The following is a 23,451-nucleotide window of genomic DNA, read 5'->3' as shown; positions in this document are numbered from 1 at the left end:
CGTTTTCTCCTGCGACCCTTAAGCCGCTGCTGCTTCGGCTTCGACCTGACGAACAATGATCGTCAGCTGCGAAAATGGTTTGTAGACACGGCCCGAGCGGCCACGGCCGCGGGCGGCAAAGCGCTTCATCACGAGGCCGTTGCCGACGAAGGCCTGCGCCACGACGAGATCGTCGACGTCGAGGTCGTGGTTGTTCTCGGCGTTGGCGATCGCCGATTCCAGGCACTTCTTCACGTCAACCGCGATCCGCTTGCGCGAGAACTGCAGGTCGGCGAGCGCAGCGGAAGCCTTCCGGCCGCGAATGAGCTGGGCGACCAGGTTGAGCTTCTGCGGACTCACCCGCAGCATCCGGGCGACCGCCTTGGCCTCGTTGTCGGCGAGGCTCCGTTCGCGCTTAGGTTTGCTCATCGTTTAATCCTCAAGCCTTCTTGGCTTTCTTGTCGCCGGAGTGGCCATGGAAGGTCCGGGTCGGCGAGAACTCGCCGAACTTGTGACCGACCATTTCCTCGTTGACGGCCACCGGCACGTGCTTCTGACCGTTGTAGACGCCGAAGGTCAGGCCGACGAATTGCGGCAGGATCGTCGAGCGACGGCTCCAGATCTTGATGACGTCGTGACGGCCGGACGAACGGGCGGCATCTGCCTTCTTGAGCAGAGAACCCTCGACGAACGGGCCTTTCCAGACTGAACGAACCATGTCCGGCGTTCCTTACTTCTTCCGCTTGTGGCGGCTTAGGAGAATGAATTTGTTGGTCGACTTGTTGGAGCGGGTCTTCTTGCCCTTGGTCGGCTTGCCCCACGGGGTGACCGGGTGGCGGCCGCCCGAGGTACGACCTTCACCACCGCCGTGCGGATGGTCGATCGGGTTCATCGAAACGCCGCGATTATGCGGCTTGCGGCCCAGCCAACGGTTGCGGCCGGCCTTGCCGATCGAGGTGTTCATGTGATCCGGGTTCGACACCGCGCCGATCGTGCCGCGGCAACGGCCGTGCACCAGACGCTGCTCGCCTGAGTTCAGACGGATGATGACGTAGTCCTGGTCGCGGCCGACGAGCTGGGCGTAGGTGCCCGCCGAACGAGCGAGCTGGCCACCCTTCCCGATCTTGACCTCGATGTTGTGGATGATCGTGCCGACCGGCATGTTGCCGAGCGGCATGACGTTGCCCGGCTTCACGTCGACATAGTTGCCGGCGACGATGGTGTCACCCACGGCCAGGCGCTGCGGCGCCAGGATGTAGGCCTGCTCGCCGTCCTGATACTTGATCAGCGCGATAAACGCAGTGCGGTTGGGATCGTACTCCAGCCGCTCGACCGTCGCGGGCGCATCGACCTTGTCACGCTTGAAGTCGACGATACGCAGCGTCTGCTTGTGACCGCCGCCGCGGAAACGCACGGTGATGCGACCGGTGTTGTTGCGACCGCCCGAGGAGTGCTTGCCTTCGGTGAGCGCCTTGACCGGCTTGCCCTTGTAGAGGGCCGAACGATCGACCATGACCAGCTGGCGCTGGCCCGGCGTCGTGGGATTGAATGTCTTCAGTGCCATCGTCGTACGACCTTACAGACCGGTGGTCACGTCGATCCGATGGCCCTCTTCGAGGGTCACGATCGCGCGCTTGGAGTTCGACTGCGAACCGAGATTGCCGCGGAAGACCTTGGTCTTGCCCTTGCGGACCAGCGTGTTGACGCTCTTGACCTTGACGTCGAACAGCTTCTCGATCGCTTCCTTGATCTGCGGCTTGGTCGCCTTCGCGGCCACCTTGAACAGCACCTTGTTGTGCTCCGAGGCGATCGTGGCCTTTTCGGTCACGACCGGCGACAGGATCACGTCGTAGTGGCGAGGCTCGATGTTCTTGCTCATTTGAAGCGCGCCTCCAGCGCATCGATGGCGGCCTTGGTCAGAACGAGCTTCTGACGGCGCAGGATGTCATAGACGTTGATGCCCTGGATCGGCAGCACGTCCATGTTCGGGATATTGCGGGCCGCAGCGGCAAAGCCGTTGTTGAGCTCGGCGCCGTCGATGATCAGCGCGTTGGTGAGCCCCAGGCCCGAGAAGTGACCGAGCAGCGCCTTGGTCTTGGCGGCTTCCAGCGCGGCCTTCTCGATCACGACGAGATCGCCGTCCTTGGCCTTGGCCGAGAGCGCATGCTTGAGCGCGAGCGCGCGGACCTTCTTCGGCAGGTCGGTGGCGTGCGAACGCACCACCGGACCGAAGGCACGGCCACCGCCGCGGAACTGCGGCACGCGGGCCGAGCCGTGACGAGCACCGCCGGTGCCCTTCTGCTTGTACATCTTCTTGCCGGTGCGCCAGATCTCGGCGCGGCCCTTGGCCTTGTGCGTGCCGGCCTGGCGCTTGTTGAGCTGCCACTGCACGCAGCGCGCGATGATGTCCTCGCGCGGCTCGAGACCGAAGATGGCGTCGGACAGCTGGACGGAGCCGGCTTCCTTACCTTCGAGGGTGGTGACCTTCAGTTCCATCTCACGCCTCCTGCGCAGCCGGAGCGGCTTCCGCGTCGCCAGCAACCTTGAACTTGCCGGGCTTCGGAGCTTCCTTCGGCAACGGCTTCTTGACGGCGTCGCGCACGCGGATCCAGCCGCCCTTGGAGCCGGGAACGGCGCCTTCGACGAGGATCAGGCCGCGCTCGACATCGGTCTGGACGACGCGAAGGTTGAGCGTGGTGATGCGATCGACACCCATGTGGCCGGGCATCTTCTTGTTCTTCCAGGTCTTGCCGGGGTCCTGACGACCACCGGTCGAACCGATCGAGCGGTGCGAGATCGACACACCGTGCGTGGCGCGCAGACCGCCGAAGTTCCAGCGCTTCATACCGCCGGCAAAGCCCTTACCGACCGAGGTGCCGGTGACGTCGACGAACTGGCCGACGACGAAGTGATCGGCCTGGATCTCGGCGCCGACCGGGATCATGGCATCCGCGGTGACGCGGAATTCCTCGACCCGGCGCTTCGGCTCGACCTTGGCGACCGCGAACTGGCCGCGTTCGGCCTTGGGCATGTAAACGGTCTTGCGGGCACCAGAACCGAGCTGGAGCGCGACGTAACCGTTCTTCTCTTCGGTGCGGTGGCCTACGACCTGGCAATTGCCGAGCTTCAGCACGGTCACGGGGATATGTTCGCCGGCCTCCGTGAAGACCCGCGTCATCCCGACCTTTTGTGCGATCACTCCGGAGCGCATCGGCTTGCTTCCTGTTCTTTCTGTCCGCTTACGCGAACGGGATCCAAAATCTTAGAGCTTGATCTCGACGTCGACACCGGCGGCCAGGTCGAGCTTCATCAAAGCATCGACGGTCTGCGGGGTCGGATCGACGATGTCGAGCAGGCGCTTGTGAGTGCGCATCTCGAACTGCTCGCGGCTCTTCTTGTCGACGTGGGGCGAACGGTTGACGGTGAACTTCTCGATGCGGGTGGGCAGCGGAATAGGTCCGCGGACCTGCGCGCCGGTGCGCTTCGCCGTGTTCACGATCTCGCGGGTCGACGTATCGAGGATACGATGGTCGAACGCCTTGAGACGGATACGAATGTTTTGGCCGTTCATTGCCGTGGTCTCTCTTCAGTGGGTGGCGAATAGCGAATAGCGAATGTCACCACTCGCTACTCGCCGTCCCTATTCTCGTAATTACTCGATGATCGAGGCGACGACGCCGGCGCCGACGGTGCGGCCACCTTCGCGGATCGCGAAACGGAGCTTCTCTTCCATCGCGATCGGCACGATCAGGTGCACTTCCATCGCGATGTTGTCGCCCGGCATCACCATCTCGGTGCCTTCCGGCAGGTGCACGACACCGGTCACGTCGGTGGTGCGGAAGTAGAACTGCGGACGGTAGTTGGTGAAGAACGGGGTGTGGCGACCGCCCTCTTCCTTGGTGAGGATGTAAGCCTCAGCCTTGAACTTGGTGTGCGGCTTGACCGAACCCGGCTTGCACAGCACCTGACCGCGCTCGACGTCTTCGCGCTTGGTACCGCGGAGCAGAGCGCCGATGTTGTCGCCGGCCTGACCCTGATCGAGCAGCTTGCGGAACATTTCGACGCCGGTGACGGTGGTCTTCTGGGTGGCGCGGAGACCAACGATCTCGATTTCCTCGCCGACCTTGACGATGCCGCGCTCGACACGGCCGGTCACGACGGTGCCGCGGCCCGAGATCGAGAACACGTCTTCAACCGGCATCAGGAACGGCTGGTCGATCGGACGCTCCGGCTGCGGGATGTACGAGTCGACGTTCTTCATCAGCTCGAGGATGGCGTCGTGGCCGAGCGCCTTGTTGGAGTCCTCCAGAGCGGCCAGCGCCGAGCCCTTGATGATCGGGATCGTGTCGCCCGGGAATTCGTACTTCGAGAGCAGCTCGCGGACTTCGAGCTCGACGAGCTCGAGCAGCTCCGGATCGTCGACCATGTCGCACTTGTTGAGGAACACGACGAGCGCGGGCACGCCGACCTGGCGGGCGAGCAGGATGTGCTCGCGGGTCTGCGGCATCGGGCCGTCAGCGGCCGACACGACCAGGATCGCACCGTCCATCTGGGCGGCGCCGGTGATCATGTTCTTCACGTAGTCGGCGTGGCCGGGGCAGTCGACGTGGGCGTAGTGGCGGTTCGGCGTCTCGTACTCGACGTGCGCGGTCGAGATGGTGATGCCGCGCGCCTTCTCTTCCGGCGCCTTGTCGATCTGGTCGTACGCGGTGAACGTCGCACCGCCGGCTTCGGCGAGAACCTTGGTGATCGCCGCGGTCAGCGACGTCTTGCCATGGTCGACGTGACCGATGGTGCCGATGTTGCAGTGCGGCTTGTTACGTTCAAACTTTGCTTTGGCCATTTGACTCTCCGTTCAATCGTCAGCTTTCAGACCGACGACAATCAGGCAAACTTCTTCTGGACTTCTGCCGACACGTTGGCCGGCGCTTCTGCGTAGTGGTCGAACTGCATGGTGAAGGTCGCGCGACCCTGGCTCATCGAGCGTAGGTTATTCACGTAACCGAACATGTTCATGAGCGGCACCATCGCGTTGATGACGTTGGCGTTGCCGCGCATGTCCTGCCCCTGGATCTGACCGCGCCGGGAATTCAGGTCGCCGATGACCGAGCCGGTGTAGTCTTCCGGGGTCACCACTTCGACCTTCATGATCGGCTCGAGCAGGACGGACTTGCCCATCTGCAGCGCTTCGCGGAAGCAGGCGCGCGAAGCGATTTCGAAGGCGAGCGCCGACGAGTCGACGTCGTGATACTTGCCGTCGACGAGCTGCACCTTGACGTCGACCACGGGGAAGCCCGCGACCACGCCGGACGAGAGCACGCTCTCCAGGCCCTTTTCGACGCCGGGGATGTATTCCTTCGGCACCGCGCCGCCGACGATCTTCGACTCGAACTCGTAGCCCTTGCCGGCTTCGTTCGGCTCGACAATGAACGACACGGCCGCGAACTGGCCGGTACCGCCGGTCTGCTTCTTGTGGGTGTAGCTGTGCTCGACCCGCTTGGTGACGCGCTCACGGAACGCAACCTGCGGCGCGCCGATGTTGGCGTCGACCTTGTAGGTGCGCTTGAGGATGTCGACCTTGATGTCGAGATGGAGTTCGCCCATGCCCTTGAGGATGGTCTGGCCGGACTCGTGGTCGGTCGACACGCGGAAGGACGGATCCTCCGCGGCGAGCTTGGCCAGTGCCACGCCCAGCTTCTCCTGGTCGGCCTTGGACTTCGGCTCGATCGCGATCTCGATGACCGGCTCGGGGAATTCCATCTTCTCCAGGATCACCTGCTTGTCGGGATCGCACAGCGTGTCACCGGTGCGCGCTTCCTTCAGGCCGGCCAGCGCGACGATGTCGCCGGCATAGGCTTCCTTGATGTCCTCGCGGTTGTTCGCATGCATGAGCAGCATGCGCCCGATGCGCTCCTTCTTCTCGCGGGTCGAGTTCACGACGCCGGTGCCGCTCTGCAGGATACCGGAGTAGATGCGGCAGAAGGTGATGGTGCCGACGAACGGGTCGTCCATGATCTTGAACGCGAGCAGCGCCAGCGGCTCCTTGTCGTCCGCCTTGCGCACGACTTCGTTGCCCTTGTCGTCGGTACCCTTGATCGCGGGCACGTCGAGCGGCGACGGCAGATAGTCGACGACGGCGTCGAGCAGCGGCTGCACGCCCTTGTTCTTGAAGGCCGAGCCGCACAGCACGGGATAGAACGCGCCGGTCAGCACCGCCTTGCGGATCAGGCGCTTCAGGGTCGCCTCGTCCGGCTCCTTGCCGTCGAGATAGGCGGCCATGGCGTCGTCGTCGAGCTCGACGGCGGCTTCCACCATCTTCTCGCGGTATTCCTTGGCCTGGTCGACGAGGTCTTCCGGAATGTCGACATAGTCGAACTTCGCGCCGAGCGATTCATCGTTCCAGACGACGCCCTTCATCTTCACGAGGTCGACGAGACCCTTGAAGTTGTTCTCGGCACCGATCGGCAGCTGGATCGCGACGGGCTTGGCGCCCAGACGGTCGACGATGTCGGCCAGACACTTGAAGAAGTCGGCGCCGATCTTGTCCATCTTGTTGGCGAAGACGATGCGCGGAACCTTGTACTTGTCGCCCTGGCGCCAGACGGTCTCGGTCTGGGGCTCGACGCCCTGGTTGGAGTCGAGCACGCAGACGGCGCCGTCGAGCACGCGCAGCGAACGCTCGACCTCGATGGTGAAGTCGACGTGGCCGGGCGTGTCGATGATGTTCAGGCGCTTGCCGGCCCAGAACGCGGTGGTCGCAGCCGAGGTGATCGTGATGCCACGCTCCTGCTCCTGCTCCATCCAGTCCATCGTCGCGGCACCTTCGTGCACTTCGCCGATCTTGTGGCTCTTGCCGGTGTAATAGAGGATGCGCTCGGTCGTCGTGGTCTTGCCGGCGTCGATATGCGCCATGATACCGAAGTTACGGTAGTCCTCGATGGCATGTTGGCGGGGCATGGGGTGTTCCTTGCGAGTCCGTTTGTTTCGCCGTTACCAGCGATAGTGCGAGAAGGCGCGGTTGGCTTCCGCCATCCGGTGCACGTCTTCACGCTTCTTGACGGCGTTCCCCCGGTTATTCGATGCGTCCAAGAGCTCCGCCGAGAGCCGCTCGGTCATCGTCTTCTCGTTGCGCTCGCGCGCAGCCGCGATCAGCCAGCGAATGCCAAGCGCCTGCCGGCGGGTCGAGCGAACCTCGACCGGAACCTGGTAGGTCGCGCCGCCGACGCGGCGGGAGCGAACCTCGATCGTCGGCATGACGTTCTCGAGCGCCTGCTCGAACACGCCGAGCGGGTTCTGCTTGGTCTTACTCTCGATGATACCAAACGCACCATAGACGATGCCTTCGGCGACCGACTTCTTGCCGGCGTACATCACCGAGTTCATGAACTTCGTGACGATGATGTTCCCGAACTTCGGATCCGGGAGAACTTCGCGCTTTTCCGCTGAGTGGCGACGAGACATTGAGCTGGTTCCCGCTTACTTCGGACGCTTGGCGCCGTACTTCGAACGACGCTGCTTACGGTTCTTGACGCCCTGGGTATCCAGAACGCCGCGGAGGATGTGGTAGCGCACGCCGGGCAAGTCCTTGACGCGGCCGCCGCGGATCATGACCACCGAGTGCTCCTGGAGGTTATGGCCCTCGCCGGGGATGTAGCCGATCACCTCGAAGCCGTTGGTCAGGCGCACCTTGGCGACCTTACGAAGCGCCGAGTTCGGCTTCTTCGGGGTCGTGGTGTAGACGCGCGTGCAAACACCGCGCTTCTGCGGCGACTGCTGCAGCGCCGGCACCTTCTTGCGCGACTTCTGCACTTCACGCGGTTGAGCGATCAGCTGGTTGATCGTCGGCATCCTGGCCTTACCCTTTGTTCTGTCGCGGCCCCTTCCGGGCCCGCTGTCTTGGCGCGGTCCGTCGCCGGAACCGCAAATTCTTCTCGGGCCACCTGCCCGACGAGGCCGCCTTTTGCGGAACAATCCGCACAAAGCGAAATTGCGCCAACCGCTCCATCAACGAGCGGAAAGCGCTTCGACGCCACAGAGGACCGCGATATTGAGGCCGATCAGCGTAAAGCTGCGGCCTGCGCACCGAGGTCATGCATCCGAATTCGATCTCAAGAGAACGAGCTCAAGAGAACTAAAATCGCACTGGCATTGCCTAGCTATGATCGACAGCGTTTGAGCGGCATTCGTCGAGGTTGGTGCCCGCTTAATCGATCCCCGAGATATGGTCCCTGGCGATCAACGGGTGGCCCGTTCCGACGTTGGCGATGCTCACCGCCTGTCGTTAAGTGAGGCGCTTTCTATAAGTGAGAATCGCTCAAGTCAAGGTGAAACGACAGTCAGAAAACGCTTCTCGCGACTGTCGAAATCGCTGTTTGTCGCACTCACCGCGTCATCCGGATATGGGCATGGGTTTCCTGTTCCGCTACCCCAGCGACCCATTTACATCCGGGCGAAATATACTTTTATATCTCTTGCTAAGGCTTTTTTTCCTGTTGATGCGGCAATCTGCCGCCTTCGGCAGAGATTTACGCCATGCGGTACACCGACATTGCCATCATCGGCGGGGGTTTGTCCGGCTCGACCACCGCTGCGATGCTCGGCCGCGCCGGCATTTCGACAGCCCTGATCGATCCGCATGAGAGCTATCCGGCGGATTTTCGCGTCGAGAAACTCAGCGGCCATGTCCAGGTCGAGCGATTCCTGAAGACCGGAATCGGAGAATCGGTGCTGCGCCGCGCCACCTTTGCCGGCGAGAACTGGATCGCGCGTTTCGGCCGTCTGCTCGACAAGGCGCCGAGCCGGCAGTTCAACATCCTCTACGATTCCCTGGTTGGCGCCGTCCGCGACGAGATCCCTGCGAGCGTCGAGCGCATCTGCGCCAAGGCCGTTGCGGTCGAGACCAGCCCGGAGCGGCAGCGGGTCTCGCTCTCCAATGACGAGACGATCTCGGCCCGCCTCGTCGTGCTCGCCAATGGCCTCAATGTCGGCCTGCGCCACCAGCTCGGCATTGCGCGGAAGGTCGTCAGCGCCTGCCATTCGATCTCGATCGGATTCGACGTGGTGCCGGCGGGGCGGAATTCGTTCGATTTCCCCGCATTGACCTATTTCTCGGAGCGGCCGAGCGACCGCATTCCCTACATCACGCTGTTTCCGATCGGCCCGCGGATGCGCGCCAATCTGTTCGTCTACCGCAGCTTCGACGATCCCTGGCTCGGCGAGCTGCGTCGCAGGCCAGCCGAGACGCTGAACGCCGCCCTACCCCGGCTCAAACACATCACCGGCCCATTCGACATTCCCGGCGAGATCAAGATCCGCCCGGTCGATCTCTATGTGAACGATGCAAGCGGCCAGCCCGGCCTCGTATTGGTGGGCGATGCCTTCGCGACCTCCTGCCCCGCCGCAGGCACCGGCTGCGACAAGGTCTTCACGGACGTCGAGCGGCTCTGCAATGTCTACATCCCGCAGTGGCTCGCCTCCGACGGGATGGATGCGGCGAAGGTCGCCGCGTTCTATGCCGATCCCGTCAAGCGGGCCTGCGACGAATGGTCGGCGGCGAAGGCGTTCGATTTCCGCTTGGTCTCGACCGCGACAGGCCCCTATTGGACGGCACAGCGCTGGGCGCGCTTCATGGCCTGGTCGGTTCAGGGCTCTTGCGGCCGCTCGGAGGTGCCTTCGACCTGGAACCGAACTTCCTCGGTCACTCCTCCTCGTCGTCCTCGTCCTCATCATCCTCAAGGTCGTCGTCTTCCTCGTCGTCATCCTCGCTGTCGTCATCGGCCTGAGCCGCAGCGCTGTGCGGCTGGTGCATCTGGTCGTTCCACAGCTTGCGATAGGTGCCGTTCTTCGCGAGCAGCTCGGCATGCGGGCCGCGCTCGATCGCCCTGCCCCCTGAAATGACGATGATCTCGTCCATCTCGACCACCGAGGTCAGGCGATGCGTCGACCAGATCATGGTGCGGCCCTTGGCGACCTTCAGCAGAGTGCGATTGATCGCCGCTTCCGTGGTCTGGTCCAGCGCCGAGGTGGCCTCGTCGAGCAGCAGCACCGAGGGATTGCGGATGATCGCGCGCGCGATCGCGATGCGTTGGCGCTGGCCGCCCGACAAGGTGTCGCCGCGCTCGCCGACCGGGGTGTCGTAACGCTGCGGCAGGCTCATGATGTAGCGATGGATCTCGGCCTTTTTCGCCGCCTCCTCCACCTCCTCGTCGGTCGCGCCCTCCTTGCCGAGCCGGATGTTCTCGCGGATCGACATGTTGAACAGCATGTTCTCCTGGAACACGACCGCCATGCTCCGGCGCAGCGAATCCAGCGTCACCTTGCGGACGTCGACGCCGTCGATGGTGACGCGCCCCTCATCGGGCACGTAGAGCCGCAGGATCAAATTGAGCAGCGTGCTTTTGCCCGAGCCCGAGGGCCCGACGATGGCGATGCTCTTGCCGACGTTTAGCTTGAGGCTGAGATTGTCCAGCACCGGCGTCTGGCTGCCTTCGTACTGGAAGGTGACGTGGTCGAAGGTGATGTCGTTGGTGATGCGCGGCAGGTCGGGCGCGCCCGGCCGATCGGCGCCGCGGGTCGGCTCGTCGAGCAGCTCCTGGATGTGGCGGATCGCGGCGGCCGAGGAGATCGACACCGGGATGAAGTGCATCACATGGGCGATGTTGTAGGAGACCTCCCAGAACGCGCTCTCGAAGGTGACGAAGGTGCCGATGGTGATCTGGCCCTTGGTCGCCAGATAGGCGCCGATCGCGAGCACCACGAGATGCAGCATCAGCACCGAGATGGTGACCGTTCGCTCCACCATGGTCGACAGGAACGCCGCGGAGGCGATCTTGTTGCGGGTCTCGTCGTTGCGGAAGCGGAAGAAGCCGAACATCTTGCGCTGCAGGCTGAACGCCTTGATCACGGCCTGCGCCGCCACGTTCTCCTGCACCATGCCGAGCAGCGCACTCTCGTTGAGCTTCTGCTCGTAATTGGCCTGCACCGCCTTCGGGGTGAGGATGCGCGGGCCGATCAGCGTGATCGGGAACACCAGCAGCGCGACGACGGCGAGCTGCCAGTTCAGGAACACCATTAGGACAATGCCGGCGACCAATTCCAGAAACGGCAGCGCCGCGCTGTTGGCGAAGGTCTTGACCGAGCCTTCGAAGGCCGAGAGGTCGACCGAGAAGCGCGACAGGATCTCGCCGCGCTTGGTGCGGCCGAAATAGGCCGCCGGCAGGTCCTGGACGTGCTCGAACAGGCGCTTGCGGACGTCGGAGATGATGCAGGCGGCCAGCCGCGCGTCCCAGCGCTCGTACCAGACCGCGACGATAGAGGTGAAGATGCCGGCGGCCGCGAGCACGCCGAGGATCTTGTACAGCGCCTGGAAATCCTCCTCGCCGAGCGCGTCGTCGATCAGGTATTTCAGGCTGAGCGGCATGATGACGTTGAACAGCGTCTCGACGACGACGCCGAACGCCACGAACGACAGCATCCGCTTGTAGTTGGCGAGGAAGGGCTTGATGAAACCCAGGATGGTCGCGAGCGCGCCGGCCGCCTCGCGCGCGGTAAAGACGACGAGGTCCTCGTCCTCATCGTCGTCATCGAGCTCCAGCTCGTCATCCTCCTCGTCTTCATCGTCCTCGTCGCCTTCGAGGTCCGGCTTGGCGGCGGCGGCGAGCTTGTCGTCGAGCTCGGTCGCCTCTTCGGCGGCGAGCTTCTGTTTGTCGGGCGAGAGAGGCTTGGACGCCATGATACCAACCGATGCTGACGGCCGGCATGACCGCAGAGAAAGCAGGAAATAGCGGAGAGCCGCTATTGCACCGATTCTATGCGATCAAAATGAATTCGGCAAAACAATTGGCGAATTCACCCGATCCTTGAGCGCTAGTCGTCGTCCTCGTCCTCGACCTTGTCGAAGAACGAATAACGCAAGCTGTCGGCGTCGGCGTACCACTGGCCCGGGCCCTTGCCCGCGGCGAGCGTCGCCTCCCAGAGCGCGTCGGTGCAGTCCTTGCGGTGCATCGACAGGTCGAAGCCGTTGCCGAAGAACAGCTCGGACCATTCCCACCAGGTGCCGAGCTTCTTGACCCCGCGCAGGAGGTCGTAGCGGTCGATCACCACCGAGGCCATGTCCGAGGTGATCGAGCCGAACACGAGTCCGGTCTTGACCACGCGGTTGAGCTCGCGGATCGCGCGGACCACCTGCTTCGGGGACACGTGGCAGAGGCTGGTCTCGAACACGAAGTCGAAGCTGCCATCCTTGAACGGCATGTCGGTGATCGAGCCGAGCTTGTTGTACTTCTTCAGCGCCTTCGGCGTTTTCGCATGGATGGCGCGGTTGCTTTCGATGCCCCAGGCATCGATGCCGCGCTCGCGCAGCGCGCCGACCAGCTCGCCGCTGGCCGAGCCCGCGACCAGGAGCTTTGAGCCCTTGGCCTTGCCCCAGACGATGCCGATCAGCTTGGACAGGTAATCGGGATCGGTGAAGTGCTTCCAGGCTTCGTGATAGGGACCGAGGCCGCGATAGTTCTCGAAATAGTCGCGATCGATCTTGTCGGAGACCTGCGCCTCGCCCTGCGCGCGCTCGCGGCGCAGGCGCATCATCTCGGTCAGGATGATGTCGGTCGCGGCATCCGAGGAATCGAGCAGGCCGTTCAGCGTGGAGTCGAACAGATAGTCGCCGACCACCACGATGCCGGGATGTTCCTTCGGCTCGGGGCGATGGTTGGTCATGACGTCGCGCACCGGCAGACCGCCCGGCAGCGCGTTCACCGACGACAGCCAGCGGTGGATCTTGCCTTCCAGGAAATGCGCGCGGGCATCGCCGAGCGAGGCGGGCAGCGATTTCAGCGCGGCGTCGATCAGCTCCTGGTCCGAGAGGTTGGCGAAGGCCAGCGCATCGGAGCCGGGAATGAGCCAGTTCAACACGCCGTGCTTGCCGACGTCGTGGCGCGCGCCCTCGTTGTAGACGCAGCAGCCGCCGAAGGCCTCCGACATGAACCAGGCGCCGGGAATCTTCTCGCCCCAGAACGGGGCGTCGAACAGGATCGAGACACGCAGATAGTGCGCGGGACGGTCGAAATAGGAGACGTGCTTGACCATCGACTTGCGCAGCTGCTCGCCTTCCCACCCCATCGTAGCGAGCCAGGAATGCGGCAGGCAGACCAGCACGAGGTCGAAGTCGCGCGTCTCCGGACCCTTGCCATTCATCATCTTGAGCTGATAGCGGCCGGTCGGCGCCTTGCCGACGGTGAGCACGCGGTGATTGAGCTGGATGTCGGCGTTGACCTCCGACTGCAGGCACTCGATCAGCTGCTCGTTGCCGTTCTGGATGGAGTAGAGGCCGATATAGCCGTCGACATCCATCAGGTAGTTCTTGAGCGCGTTGAGGCCGTTGGTGTTGTGGCTCTCGGTGGCGATATCCGAGCGCGCCATCACCTTGAAGAAGCGCTTTGCGGTCTCGTCCTCGACCTCCTCGTCGAGCACCTGCTCGGCGGTCTTGTAGGCCCAGGGGTTCTCGTTGTCGTGCGCGCCGACGCCCTCGTAATATTCGATCGGCGACATCATTTCGGCGCAACGGTTGCGGAACGCCTCGATCGCAGCGGCGGTCTTCGCACCGTATTTGCGGCGCATGCCGGGCACGTCGTCGAGCAGCTCGCCGCCGAACTGCACCTGCTCGGCGTCCATCGGGATGGTCTGAAGTCCGAAATGCTGGATCAGCTCGCGCAGCGGGTCCGGGCCCGTCATCGAGTAGTCGTAGATCTCGGCAACGCCGGCCTCGTACATCGCGGGCGCGGAATCGAATTTGCGCGTGACGATCTTGCCGCCGAGCCGGTCGGACGCCTCGAAGATGGTGATGCGGCAGAGGTCGCCGAGCTTACGCTTTAGATACCAGGCACTCATCAGCCCGCCGGGGCCGCCGCCTACGATTGCGAGATCAAGCATGTCAGTTCCGTGGTCTCCGGCCCTGCCCCCGTCACGGGATCCACCGGTCTAAGCTGCCCTAGCAGAAGCGCTTTTGCGCCTGAAGGAAAGATGAACAAAGGTTGATCCCGCACCGCAACAGGGAAACAAAGCAGCAAAAAGGCCGGCTTGCGCCGGCCTTTTCATTGTCCTCGGTATTCTTACGGATGAACGATCATTCCGCGGGCGGCAGCGCAGGAAGCTCCGCTTCCGGCGCCGGCGACACGACGGCCGCCTGCTTCTCGCGCTCGTCCAGGATCAGCTTGTCGCGCTTCATCGCGACTTCGCGGATCTTGGCCATGGAGGCGCCGGTGCCCGCCGGGATCAGCCGGCCGACGATGACGTTCTCCTTGAGGCCTTCGAGCGGATCGATCTTGCCGTTGACCGCCGCTTCCGTGAGGACGCGGGTGGTCTCCTGGAACGATGCCGCCGAGAAGAAGGAGCGGGTCTGGAGGCTCGCCTTGGTGATGCCGAGCAGAACCGGCGTACCCGTGGCGGGCTTCTTGCCCTCTTCCTTGGCCTTCTCGTTCAGCGCGTCGAACTCGATCTTGTCGACCTGCTCGCCGGAGATCATGTCCGTATCGCCCTGGTCGGTGACTTCCACCTTCTGGAGCATCTGACGGACAATCACCTCGATGTGCTTGTCGTTGATGAGCACGCCCTGGAGCCGGTAGACCTCCTGGATCTCGTTGACCAGATAGGCCGCGAGCTCCTCGATGCCCTTGACCGCAAGGATGTCGTGCGGCGCCGGGTTGCCTTCCACGATGAAGTCGCCCTTTTCGACGACGTCGCCGTCCTGAAGGTGGATGTGCTTGCCCTTCGGGATCAGGTACTCGCGCGGCTCCTCGGTCTTGTCCATCGGCTCGATCGAGATGCGACGCTTGTTCTTGTAGTCGCGCCCGAACCGGATGGTGCCCGCGATCTCGGCGATGATCGCCGCATCCTTCGGACGCCGTGCCTCGAACAGTTCCGCCACCCGCGGCAGACCGCCGGTGATGTCACGCGTCTTGGCGCTTTCGGTCGAGACACGGGCGAGGATGTCGCCCGGATTGACCTTGGCTCCGACGTCGACCGAGAGAATGGCGTCGACCGACAGCATGTAGCGGGCATCGCCGCCACGGGCGAGCTTGAGCACCTTGCCGTCCTTGCCCTTGACCACGATGGCCGGACGCAGGTCCGAGCCGCCGCGGGTCGAGCGCCAGTCGATGACCACGCGCTTGGCGATGCCGGTGGCCTCGTCGAGCGTTTCCGAGATCGACTGCCCCTCGACCAGGTCCTCGAAGCCGATCGTACCTTCGACTTCGGTGAGGAGCGGACGAGTGTAGGGATCCCACTCGACGACGCGCTGGCCGCGCTTGACCATGTCGCCCTCGTCGACGTGCAGGCGCGAGCCGTACTGGACGCGGTGCGTCGCACGCTCGGTGCCGTCGGCATCGACGATCGCCACCACCATGTTGCGCACCATCGCGATCAGGTGACCTTCGCTGTTGCGGGCGATGGCCTTGTTCCTGATCACGATCTTGCCGTCGAAGCTGGCTTCGACGAAGGACTGCTCGTTGAGCTGCGCCGCACCGCCGATGTGGAACGTGCGCATGGTGAGCTGGGTGCCCGGCTCGCCGATCGACTGCGCCGCGATGACGCCGACGGCTTCACCGTGGTTGACCGGCGTGCCGCGGGCGAGGTCGCGGCCGTAGCACTTGCCGCAGATGCCGTTGACGAGCTCGCAGGTCAGCGCCGAGCGGATCTTCACCTCCTGCACACCACCCTGCTGGATGGCTTCCAGATGGCTCTCTTCCATCAGCGTGTCGCGCTTGATGATCACCTTGCCCGAGCTGTCACGGATATCCTCGCAGGCCGTGCGTCCGAGGATGCGCGAGCCGAGCGAAGCGACCACGGTGCCGGCATCGACGATGGCGCGCATCTTGATGCCGAGCTTGGTGCCGCAGTCGGACTGCGTGATGATGCAGTCCTGCGCGACGTCGACGAGACGACGGGTCAGGTAGCCCGAGTTCGCGGTCTTCAACGCGGTGTCCGCGAGGCCCTTGCGGGCGCCGTGGGTCGAGTTGAAGTACTCGAGCACCGAGAGGCCTTCCTTGAAGTTCGAGATGATCGGCGTCTCGATGATCTCACCCGACGGCTTGGCCATCAGGCCGCGCATGCCGGCGAGCTGGCGCATCTGGGCCGGCGAACCGCGGGCACCGGAGTGGGCCATCATGTAGATCGAGTTGATGTCGGCATCGGCTCCGCTCGCCGTCTTCTTGGTGGCGGAGATCTCCTTCATCATCGCCTTGGCGATTTCTTCCGTGGCCTTCGACCAGGCGTCGACGACCTTGTTGTACTTCTCGCCGTGGGTGATCAGGCCGTCGTTGTACTGCTGCTCGAAATCCTTCGCCAGCGTACGGGTGGTGTCGACGATCTTCCACTTGCCGTGCGGCACGACCATGTCGTCCTTGCCGAACGAGATGCCGGCCTTGAACGCGTTGTAGAAGCCGAGCGCCATGATGCGGTCGCAGAAGATCACCGTCTCCTTCTGGCCGCAGTGGCGGTAGACCTGGTCGATGACGCCAGAGATCTCGCGCTTGGTCATCAGCTTGTTGATGATCTCGTAGGTGACGCGCGGGTTCTTCGGCAGCAGGTTGCCGAGCATGACGCGGCCGGCGGTGGTCTCGATCCAGCGCTTGGAGATCTTGCCGGTCTCGTCCATGCCTTCCCACCGGTACTTGATCTTGGTGTGGAGGTGGATGACCTTCGCATGCAGCGCGTGCTCGAGCTCGGCCATGTCGCCGAACACCTTGCCCTCGCCGGGCAGGCCTTCGCGCATGATCGAGACGTAGTAGAGACCGAGCACGATGTCCTGCGACGGCACGATGATCGGCTGACCGTTCGCCGGATGCAGGATGTTGTTGGTCGACATCATCAGGACGCGCGCTTCCAGCTGCGCTTCGAGCGACAGCGGGACGTGCACGGCCATCTGGTCACCGTCGAAGTCGGCGTTGAAGGCCGAGCAGACCAGCGGGTGAAGCTGGATCGCCTTGCCCTCGATCAGCACGGGCTCGAACGCCTGGATGCCGAGACGATGCAGCGTCGGGGCGCGGTTGAGCAGCACCGGATGCTCGCGGATCACCTCGTCCAGGATGTCCCAGACCTCGGGCCGCTCCTTCTCGACCAGCTTCTTGGCCTGCTTCACGGTGGTGGACAGGCCCTTGGCGTCAAGCCGCGAATAGATGAACGGCTTGAACAGCTCGAGCGCCATCTTCTTCGGCAGGCCGCACTGATGCAGGCGCAGCTCGGGACCGACCACGATCACCGAACGGCCCGAATAGTCGACGCGCTTGCCGAGCAGGTTCTGACGGAAGCGTCCCTGCTTGCCCTTGAGCATGTCGGCGAGCGACTTCAGCGGACGCTTGTTGGCGCCGGTGATGACGCGGCCGCGGCGGCCGTTGTCGAACAGCGCATCGACCGCTTCCTGAAGCATGCGCTTCTCGTTGCGGATGATGATGTCGGGCGCGCGCAGCTCCATCAGCCGCTTCAAGCGGTTGTTGCGGTTGATGACGCGGCGGTAAAGGTCGTTGAGGTCAGAGGTCGCGAAGCGGCCGCCGTCGAGCGGCACCAACGGACGCAAGTCCGGCGGGATCACCGGAACCACGGTCATGATCATCCATTCCGGCTTGTTGCCGGAGTGGCGGAACGCTTCGACGATCTTCAGGCGCTTGGCGAGCTTCTTGTGCTTGATGTCGGAGTCGGTCTCCTGCATCTCGACGCGCAGCGTAGCCTCGAGCTTCTCGAGGTCCATGCCCTTGAGCAGCTCGCGGATCGCTTCGGCGCCGATCATGGCGGTGAAGCTGTCCTGGCCGTACTCGTCCTGCGCCTTCAGATACTCGTCTTCCGACAGCAGCTGACGGTCCTTGAGCGCGGTCAGACCCGGCTCGAGCACGACGTAGTATTCGAAGTAGAGGATCCGCTCGAGATCCTTCAGCGTCATGTCCAGCAGCAGGCCGATGCGCGAGGGCAGCGACTTCAGGAACCAGATGTGAGCGACCGGAGCGGCGAGCTCGATATGGCCCATACGCTCGCGCCGGACGCGCGACAGCGTGACCTCGACCGAGCACTTCTCGCAGATGATGCCCTTGTACTTCATGCGCTTGTACTTGCCGCACAAGCACTCGTAGTCCTTGATCGGCCCGAAGATGCGGGCGCAGAACAGGCCGTCGCGCTCGGGCTTGAAGGTACGGTAGTTGATGGTCTCCGGCTTCTTGATCTCGCCGTAGGACCAGGACAGAATCTTCTCTGGGGACGCGATCGAGATCCGGATCTGGTCGAAGACCTGAGCCGGCGTCGTCGGGTTGAAGAGATTCATAATTTCTTGGTTCATCGTCTTCTCCTCGCGTGCCGGTCGCCTCCGGCCGCAAATTCGAAAATCACTCGAGCAGGGCGCCCTGCCCTCAAGGCCTCAGGCCGGGCGCCGATGCCCGGCCGTCGAAGGCCGGGCATGAAAGGTCGAATTACTCGGCCGCTTCCGACGTCGGCGCCGGTCCCATCTTGGAGTTGTGCAGGTCGACGTTGAGGCCGAGCGAGCGCATTTCCTTGACCAGCACGTTGAACGATTCCGGAATACCGGCCTCGAACGTGTCGTCGCCGCGCACGATCGCCTCGTACACCTTGGTGCGTCCGGCGACGTCGTCCGACTTCACCGTCAGCATCTCCTGGAGCGTGTACGCCGCGCCGTAAGCCTCGAGCGCCCACACCTCCATTTCGCCAAAGCGCTGGCCACCGAACTGCGCCTTGCCGCCCAGCGGCTGCTGGGTGACGAGCGAGTACGGACCGATCGAACGCGCATGGATCTTGTCGTCGACCAGATGGTGCAGCTTGAGCATGTAGATGTAGCCCACCGTCACCTTGCGATCGAACGCATCGCCGGTGCGGCCGTCATAGACGGTCGACTGACCCGAAGCGTCCAGACCAGCCAGCTTCAGCATCTCCTCGATGTCGGCTTCCTTGGCGCCGTCGAACACCGGGGTTGCGATCGGCACGCCGCGGCTGAGGTTGTGGCCGAGCTCAAGCAGCTCGTTGTCGTTGAGCGTCTTGATGGTCTCGTCCTCGCCGTAGACCTTCTTCAAGGTTTCCTTCAGCGGCTTGATGTCCTGCTTCGACAAATAGGCATCGACCGTCTGGCCGATACGCTTGCCGAGGCCGGCGCAGGCCCAGCCGAGATGGGTCTCGAGGATCTGTCCGACGTTCATGCGCGAGGGCACGCCCAGCGGGTTGAGCACGATGTCGGCGTGCGTACCGTCTTCGAGGAACGGCATGTCCTCGATCGGCACGATCTTCGACACCACGCCCTTGTTGCCGTGGCGGCCGGCCATCTTGTCGCCGGGCTGGATCTTGCGCTTCACCGCGACGAAGACCTTGACCATCTTCATCACGCCGGGCGGCAATTCGTCGCCGCGCTGGAGCTTCTCGACCTTGTCGAGGAAGCGCTGTTCAAGCCCCTTCTTCGACTCGTCGTACTGCTTCCGCATGGCCTCGATCTCGGCCATCAGCTTGTCGTTCGGCGAAGCGAACAGCCACCACTGCGACTTCGGGTACTCCTCGAGCACCGCACGGGTGATCTTGGTGTCCTTCTTGAAGCCCTTCGGACCGGCAATGCCCTGCCGCCCCTCGAGGAGCTCGGCAAGACGGTTGTAGACGTTGCGGTCCAGGATCGCCTGCTCGTCGTCGCGGTCCTTGGCCAGACGCTCGATCTCTTCCCGCTCGATCGCCAGCGCACGCTCGTCCTTGTCGACGCCGTGACGGTTGAACACGCGCACTTCCACGATCGTGCCCTGCACGCCCGGAGGAACGCGCAGCGAGGTGTCGCGAACGTCGGAGGCCTTCTCGCCGAAGATGGCGCGCAGGAGCTTCTCTTCCGGCGTCATCGGGCTTTCGCCCTTCGGCGTGATCTTGCCGACCAGGATGTCGCCGGCACGCACTTCCGCGCCGATGTAGACGATACCAGCTTCGTCGAGGTTCTTCAGCGCTTCTTCCGAGACGTTCGGAATGTCGCGGGTGATTTCCTCAGGTCCGAGCTTGGTGTCGCGGGCCATCACCTCGAACTCCTCGATGTGGATCGAGGTGAAGACGTCTTCCTTCACGATCCGCTCGGAGAGCAGGATCGAGTCTTCGAAGTTGTAGCCGTTCCACGGCATGAACGCGACGAGCACGTTCCGGCCGAGCGCGAGCTCGCCGAGATCGGTCGACGGACCGTCGGCGATGATGTCGCCCTTCTTGACGATGTCGCCGACCTTCACCAGCGGACGCTGGTTGATGCAGGTCGACTGGTTGGAGCGCTGGTACTTCATCAGACGGTAGATATCGACGCCCGACTTGGTCGGATCGAGATCTTCCGTGGCGCGAATGACGACGCGGGTCGCGTCGATCTGGTCGATCACGCCGGAACGGCGCGCCGCGATCGCGGCACCCGAGTCACGGGCAACCACGCCTTCCATGCCGGTGCCGACGAACGGCGCCTCGGCGCGAACCAGCGGCACCGCCTGGCGCTGCATGTTCGAGCCCATCAGCGCGCGGTTGGCGTCGTCGTTCTCGAGGAACGGGATCAGCGCCGCGGCGACGGAGACGAGCTGCTTCGGCGACACGTCCATGTAGTCGACCTTGTCCGGCGTCACCGGCAGAACTTCGCCGGCGTGACGGCAGACCACGAGGTCTTCGGTGAAGCGGCCCTTCGGGTCGAGCGGCACGTTCGCCTGCGCGACCGTGTAGCGGCCCTCTTCCATCGCCGAGAGGTACACGACCTCGTCGGTGACGCGGCCGTCCTTGACCTTGCGGTAAGGCGTCTCCACGAAGCCGTACTTGTTCACGCGCGCGAAGGTCGCGAGCGAGTTGATCAGGCCGATGTTCGGACCTTCCGGCGTCTCGATCGGGCAGATACGGCCGTAATGGGTCGGATGCACGTCGCGGACTTCGAAGCCGGCGCGCTCGCGGGTCAGACCGCCCGGTCCAAGCGCCGAGAGACGACGCTTGTGGGTGATCTCCGAGAGCGGGTTGGTCTGGTCCATGAACTGCGAGAGCTGCGAAGAGCCGAAGAACTCGCGCACGGCGGCAGCCGCGGGCTTCGCGTTGATCAGGTCCTGCGGCATGACCGTGTCGATGTCGACCGAGGACATGCGCTCCTTGATCGCGCGCTCCATACGCAGGAGGCCGATGCGGTATTGGTTCTCCATGAGCTCGCCGACCGAGCGCACACGGCGGTTGCCGAGATGGTCGATGTCGTCGATCTCGCCCTTGCCGTCGCGCAGGTCCACCAGAGTCTTGATGACCGAGAGGATGTCTTCCTTGCGCAGCGTGCGCTGGGTGTCGGGCGCATCGAGGTCGAGGCGCATGTTCATCTTGACGCGGCCGACGGCGGAAAGGTCGTAACGCTCGGCGTCGAAGAACAGCGACTGGAACATGGCCTGCGCCGATTCCAGCGTCGGCGGCTCGCCCGGACGCATCACGCGGTAGATGTCGAACAGCGCGTCCTCGCGCGTCATGTTCTTGTCGGCCGAGAGCGTGTTGCGGATGTAGGGGCCGACATTGACGTGGTCGATGTCGAGCAGCGGCAGCTCCTTGTAGCCCTGCTCGTTGAGCGCCTTCATCAGCTTGTCGGTGATTTCCTCACCGGCTTCGGCGTGGATCTCACCCGTCTTCGGGTTGACGAGGTCCTCGGCGACGTAGTTGCCGACCAGCTCCTCATCGGCCATGCGCAGCGCCTTCAGCCCCTTCTCCTGGAGCTGGCGGGCGGCACGGACGGTGAGCTTCTTGCCGGCCTCGAGCACGACCTTGCCGGTGTCGGCGTCGATCAGGTCGTTGACGGTCGAGTAGCCGCGGAAACGGTTGGCGTCGAACGGAACGCGCCAGCCTTCCTTGGTCCGCTTGTAGAGAATCTTCTTGTAGAACGTGGACAGGATCGCTTCGCCGTCGAGGCCGAGGGCGAACATCAGCGACGTCACCGGAATCTTGCGGCGACGGTCGATACGCGCATAGACGATGTCCTTGGCGTCGAACTCGATGTCGAGCCAGGAGCCGCGATACGGGATCACGCGGGCGGCGAACAGCAGCTTGCCCGAGGAATGGGTCTTGCCCTTGTCGTGGTCGAAGAACACGCCGGGCGAACGGTGCATCTGCGAGACGATGACGCGCTCGGTGCCGTTGACGATGAAGGTGCCGTTCATCGTCATGAGCGGGATGTCGCCCATGTAGACGTCCTGCTCCTTGATGTCCTTGACCGACTTCGCACCGGTTTCCTCGTCGATATCGAACACGATGAGGCGCAGCGTCACCTTGAGGGGAGCCGCGAAGGTCATGCCGCGCTGGCGGCACTCGTCGACGTCGTATTTCGGCTGCTCGAACTCGTAGCGGACGAATTCCAGCATCGAGGTGCCCGAGAAGTCGGAGATCGGGAACACCGAGCGGAACACCGCCTGCAGACCCTCGTCGAGGCGGCCGCCAGTGGGTTCATCGACCATCAGGAACTGGTCATAGGACGCCTTCTGAACCTCGATGAGGTTCGGCATCTCGGCGACTTCCTTGATGTGTCCGAAGAACTTGCGAACGCGTTTGCGACCGGTGAATGTCTGCTGCGCCATCGTGGCCTCTCATTTCGTCGCCCGCTCTGGGCGCGCCGTCCGGAACGCGGCTGCCACCGCTTCCCGGGTTGAATTTTTCGAACCCGTTTTGGGGGGTCGGAAACTCAGTTTCAGGCGGGAATGTCCTGAATCTGTTCTTCAGACCTTCAAAACGCAAAACGACGCGCGGGGCGCTGCTGCGCGCCCGCCCGTCACAACGATCGTCTTCACGGACTGCAAAAGCCCGAAATAGCCTGCTCTCCCAACGGCTTACAGGGAAATCCGGCCTCCCTGCCCACCGCGCTTTCGTGCTGTCGACCCGATATGGGGCGACAATAGTGTAGATTCGAGGGTTAAACCCGCAAATCCCCACACTTTTTCGTGTTCGGCCTACGTCGGGGCGTTCCGTCGCACGCCTTTTGCATCCGGCCCGCCCCCTTGGAGGGTGGACCAAGATCCCGGGCTGAGCCGATGCTCGCCCGGGATCCCGTACCAGTAAGCCGTGCTTACTTGAGCTCGACCTTGGCGCCAGCCTTCTCGATCTGGGCCTTGATCTTCTCGGCTTCTTCCTTGTTCACGCCTTCCTTCAGCGGCTTCGGAGCACCCTCGACGAGGTCCTTTGCTTCCTTGAGGCCGAGACCGGTGATGGCGCGGACTTCCTTGATGACCTCGATCTTCTTCTCGCCGGCAGAGGCGAGAACGACCGTGAACTCGGTCTTCTCTTCCGCCGGAGCGGCGGCAGCGCCACCACCAGCCGGGCCGGCCACGGCGACAGCCGCGGCAGCCGAAACGCCCCACTTCTCTTCGAGGAGCTTCGCCAGTTCAGCGGCTTCGAGCACGGTGAGGCTCGAGAGGTCGTCAACGATCTTCTGCAAGTCAGCCATTGTTCAGTTTCCTTACGTGTATGTCTGGTTCGGGTTTGAGTTTT

16 protein-coding genes and 1 pseudogene are annotated in these 23,451 nt (G+C 63.5%); 1 reads left to right on the top strand and 16 read right to left on the bottom strand.

Going from position 1 to position 23,451, the window contains the following annotated elements:
- Nucleotides 1-18: 18 nt before the first annotated feature.
- The 11 genes from rplV to rpsL form a co-directional block, all read right to left on the bottom strand.
- Nucleotides 19-408 carry a 50S ribosomal protein L22 gene (gene rplV, locus BRAGE_RS0110845; RefSeq protein WP_035729589.1) on the bottom strand — a complete coding sequence of 130 codons (390 nt, stop codon included), beginning with the start codon at nt 406-408 and terminating at the stop codon, nt 19-21.
- Nucleotides 409-418: 10 nt separating this feature from the next.
- Nucleotides 419-697, bottom strand: a complete 279-nt coding sequence (rpsS, locus tag BRAGE_RS0110840; RefSeq protein WP_007603021.1) for a 30S ribosomal protein S19 — start codon at nt 695-697, stop codon at nt 419-421.
- Between the two features lie 12 nt (nt 698-709).
- Nucleotides 710-1,543: a 50S ribosomal protein L2 gene (gene rplB / locus BRAGE_RS0110835; protein WP_027564405.1), complete on the bottom strand. Its 834-nt coding sequence runs from the start codon at nt 1,541-1,543 to the stop codon at nt 710-712.
- 12 nt (nt 1,544-1,555) lie between these two features.
- On the bottom strand, nt 1,556-1,858 hold the full coding sequence (locus BRAGE_RS0110830; RefSeq protein WP_027564406.1) for a 50S ribosomal protein L23: 303 nt from the start codon (nt 1,856-1,858) through the stop codon (nt 1,556-1,558).
- Nucleotides 1,855-2,475 (bottom strand): 50S ribosomal protein L4, encoded by a 621-nt coding sequence (rplD, locus tag BRAGE_RS0110825; RefSeq protein ID WP_018647243.1) that lies wholly within the window; start codon nt 2,473-2,475, stop codon nt 1,855-1,857. The genes BRAGE_RS0110830 and rplD overlap by 4 nt, the downstream gene beginning before the upstream one ends.
- A 1-nt stretch (nt 2,476) precedes the next feature.
- Nucleotides 2,477-3,190 (bottom strand): 50S ribosomal protein L3, encoded by a 714-nt coding sequence (rplC, locus tag BRAGE_RS0110820; RefSeq protein WP_027564407.1) that lies wholly within the window; start codon nt 3,188-3,190, stop codon nt 2,477-2,479.
- Nucleotides 3,191-3,241: 51 nt separating this feature from the next.
- Nucleotides 3,242-3,550 (bottom strand): 30S ribosomal protein S10, encoded by a 309-nt coding sequence (rpsJ, locus tag BRAGE_RS0110815; RefSeq protein ID WP_002712302.1) that lies wholly within the window; start codon nt 3,548-3,550, stop codon nt 3,242-3,244.
- 81 nt (nt 3,551-3,631) lie between these two features.
- On the bottom strand, nt 3,632-4,822 hold the full coding sequence (gene tuf, locus BRAGE_RS0110810; protein WP_027564408.1) for an elongation factor Tu: 1,191 nt from the start codon (nt 4,820-4,822) through the stop codon (nt 3,632-3,634).
- Between the two features lie 41 nt (nt 4,823-4,863).
- A complete protein-coding gene (gene fusA / locus BRAGE_RS0110805) occupies nt 4,864-6,936 on the bottom strand; it encodes an elongation factor G (protein ID WP_027564409.1) in 2,073 nt (690 codons plus the stop codon).
- A 33-nt stretch (nt 6,937-6,969) separates the two neighbouring features.
- Nucleotides 6,970-7,440 (bottom strand): 30S ribosomal protein S7, encoded by a 471-nt coding sequence (rpsG, locus tag BRAGE_RS0110800; protein ID WP_018647239.1) that lies wholly within the window; start codon nt 7,438-7,440, stop codon nt 6,970-6,972.
- A gap of 15 nt (nt 7,441-7,455) precedes the next feature.
- Nucleotides 7,456-7,827 carry a 30S ribosomal protein S12 gene (gene rpsL, locus BRAGE_RS0110795; RefSeq protein ID WP_007603006.1) on the bottom strand — a complete coding sequence of 124 codons (372 nt, stop codon included), beginning with the start codon at nt 7,825-7,827 and terminating at the stop codon, nt 7,456-7,458.
- 684 nt (nt 7,828-8,511) lie between these two features.
- Between rpsL and BRAGE_RS48355 the strand changes: the two are divergent.
- Nucleotides 8,512-9,761: pseudogene (locus BRAGE_RS48355) on the top strand (FAD-dependent oxidoreductase).
- Here BRAGE_RS48355 and BRAGE_RS0110785 read toward each other — a convergent pair.
- The 5 genes from BRAGE_RS0110785 to rplL all read right to left on the bottom strand — a co-directional run bounded on the left by BRAGE_RS0110785 (nt 9,677) and on the right by rplL (nt 23,407).
- Nucleotides 9,677-11,710, bottom strand: a complete 2,034-nt coding sequence (locus tag BRAGE_RS0110785; protein ID WP_027564411.1) for an ABC transporter ATP-binding protein — start codon at nt 11,708-11,710, stop codon at nt 9,677-9,679. The pseudogene BRAGE_RS48355 and the gene BRAGE_RS0110785 overlap by 85 nt on opposite strands.
- 134 nt (nt 11,711-11,844) lie before the next feature.
- Entirely contained in the window at nt 11,845-13,905 is a 2,061-nt protein-coding gene (locus tag BRAGE_RS0110780; protein WP_027564412.1) for an FAD-dependent oxidoreductase, read from the bottom strand.
- 193 nt (nt 13,906-14,098) lie between these two features.
- Nucleotides 14,099-18,295 (bottom strand): DNA-directed RNA polymerase subunit beta', encoded by a 4,197-nt coding sequence (gene rpoC / locus BRAGE_RS0110775; RefSeq protein WP_028146248.1) that lies wholly within the window; start codon nt 18,293-18,295, stop codon nt 14,099-14,101.
- Between the two features lie 130 nt (nt 18,296-18,425).
- Entirely contained in the window at nt 18,426-22,544 is a 4,119-nt protein-coding gene (rpoB, locus tag BRAGE_RS0110770) for a DNA-directed RNA polymerase subunit beta (RefSeq protein ID WP_027564414.1), read from the bottom strand.
- A gap of 485 nt (nt 22,545-23,029) precedes the next feature.
- Nucleotides 23,030-23,407 carry a 50S ribosomal protein L7/L12 gene (rplL, locus tag BRAGE_RS0110765; protein ID WP_018647233.1) on the bottom strand — a complete coding sequence of 126 codons (378 nt, stop codon included), beginning with the start codon at nt 23,405-23,407 and terminating at the stop codon, nt 23,030-23,032.
- Nucleotides 23,408-23,451: the final 44 nt, after the last annotated feature.

It is taken from the genome of Bradyrhizobium genosp. SA-4 str. CB756 (assembly GCF_000473125.1).
In the GTDB taxonomy this organism is placed as follows: domain Bacteria; phylum Pseudomonadota; class Alphaproteobacteria; order Rhizobiales; family Xanthobacteraceae; genus Bradyrhizobium; species Bradyrhizobium arachidis.
Note: the sequence above shows the minus strand (reverse complement) of the source record. Positions and strands in the feature narration are given on the sequence as shown.

What these genes read in the sequence shown, in the direction of transcription:
- fusA (WP_027564409.1), bottom strand. Translation starts at nt 6,936, where the DNA reads ATGCCCCGCCAACATGCCATCGAGGACTACCGTAACTTCGGTATCATG.
- rpoB (WP_027564414.1), bottom strand. Translation starts at nt 22,544, where the DNA reads ATGGCGCAGCAGACATTCACCGGTCGCAAACGCGTTCGCAAGTTCTTC.
- rplD (WP_018647243.1), bottom strand. Translation starts at nt 2,475, where the DNA reads ATGGAACTGAAGGTCACCACCCTCGAAGGTAAGGAAGCCGGCTCCGTC.
- BRAGE_RS0110830 (WP_027564406.1), bottom strand. Translation starts at nt 1,858, where the DNA reads ATGAGCAAGAACATCGAGCCTCGCCACTACGACGTGATCCTGTCGCCG.
- rplC (WP_027564407.1), bottom strand. Translation starts at nt 3,190, where the DNA reads ATGCGCTCCGGAGTGATCGCACAAAAGGTCGGGATGACGCGGGTCTTC.
- rpoC (WP_028146248.1), bottom strand. Translation starts at nt 18,295, where the DNA reads ATGAACCAAGAAATTATGAATCTCTTCAACCCGACGACGCCGGCTCAG.
- rpsL (WP_007603006.1), bottom strand. Translation starts at nt 7,827, where the DNA reads ATGCCGACGATCAACCAGCTGATCGCTCAACCGCGTGAAGTGCAGAAG.
- rplB (WP_027564405.1), bottom strand. Translation starts at nt 1,543, where the DNA reads ATGGCACTGAAGACATTCAATCCCACGACGCCGGGCCAGCGCCAGCTG.
- rplL (WP_018647233.1), bottom strand. Translation starts at nt 23,407, where the DNA reads ATGGCTGACTTGCAGAAGATCGTTGACGACCTCTCGAGCCTCACCGTG.
- rpsS (WP_007603021.1), bottom strand. Translation starts at nt 697, where the DNA reads ATGGTTCGTTCAGTCTGGAAAGGCCCGTTCGTCGAGGGTTCTCTGCTC.
- BRAGE_RS0110780 (WP_027564412.1), bottom strand. Translation starts at nt 13,905, where the DNA reads ATGCTTGATCTCGCAATCGTAGGCGGCGGCCCCGGCGGGCTGATGAGT.
- rplV (WP_035729589.1), bottom strand. Translation starts at nt 408, where the DNA reads ATGAGCAAACCTAAGCGCGAACGGAGCCTCGCCGACAACGAGGCCAAG.
- tuf (WP_027564408.1), bottom strand. Translation starts at nt 4,822, where the DNA reads ATGGCCAAAGCAAAGTTTGAACGTAACAAGCCGCACTGCAACATCGGC.
- BRAGE_RS0110785 (WP_027564411.1), bottom strand. Translation starts at nt 11,710, where the DNA reads ATGGCGTCCAAGCCTCTCTCGCCCGACAAACAGAAGCTCGCCGCCGAA.
- rpsJ (WP_002712302.1), bottom strand. Translation starts at nt 3,550, where the DNA reads ATGAACGGCCAAAACATTCGTATCCGTCTCAAGGCGTTCGACCATCGT.
- rpsG (WP_018647239.1), bottom strand. Translation starts at nt 7,440, where the DNA reads ATGTCTCGTCGCCACTCAGCGGAAAAGCGCGAAGTTCTCCCGGATCCG.